Origin of the sequence: Paenibacillus popilliae ATCC 14706 (genome assembly GCF_000315235.1) — a bacterium.
GTDB classification, from domain to species: domain Bacteria; phylum Bacillota; class Bacilli; order Paenibacillales; family Paenibacillaceae; genus Paenibacillus_B; species Paenibacillus_B popilliae.
Map to the genome: position 1 here is coordinate 1 of NZ_BALG01000414.1, position 773 is coordinate 773.

At 38.9% G+C, this 773-nt stretch carries 1 pseudogene; it reads right to left on the bottom strand.

Annotated features, from left to right (window positions below):
* Positions 1-76: 76 nt before the first annotated feature.
* Positions 77-175: pseudogene (locus PPOP_RS26155) on the bottom strand (hypothetical protein); the annotation flags it as partial.
* Positions 176-773: the final 598 nt, after the last annotated feature.

Here is a 773-nt window from a genome sequence, read left to right on the forward strand (position 1 = left end):
GTTGTTTTGGCATTGTAGACGATCCGCTCCTTAAGATAATAGCTTTATTCTACAAGCCCTTATTTTTGTTGTCCAACTAAGTGTAGCCGATCCAATCCTGTCCTGGATATTTCTGTATGGTACCATGGAAATGCGGACCTCTACCAAATGGGTCATTTTGATGCTCAATGATGTACTTTCTCTTACCATCAACATTGTACTGATATACTCTCCTGTCATTTGTAGAATTTTTGTCCCCTTAGATACCTTCGCAGTATTTTTCACAACGTTTTTTGCAGCGTTATTTACAGCACTTTTCGCAACGTTTTTCGCAGTGTTTTGTGCAACGACTTGTACTATCGCTCTTACAATCACTCCGATGACATTATGCGTCCATATTTCCGACTCCGTAACGAAATCATTATGTACTCCTTCGACTTCGAAGTTATACGCGGACGTACTGTTGTTCATCATCTCGATTCGGTCGATTGGATAGGGCTTGCCTTCACTTAAAAAAATCTGCTGAAATCATTTCGTTCAATCCTGTACTTTTGGTAAAATCCTTTTGGCAGTATAAGGCATAATTCTGTGGGGACGTGAGTAATCAATGATGAAGTTATACAAAGATAGTTGAATGGGTTCATATATTACGGTGAATGCTATCTGATCAAGCTTTTCTACCAAGTCTAAGCTGTCTTCATTTTTTGTACGAAAATGACACCTTGCACGAAGTAGCAGGATGTAGTTCTTTACCCTGAAATAGAAGGGTTCTGTAAAATGGCACAAAAAAACAC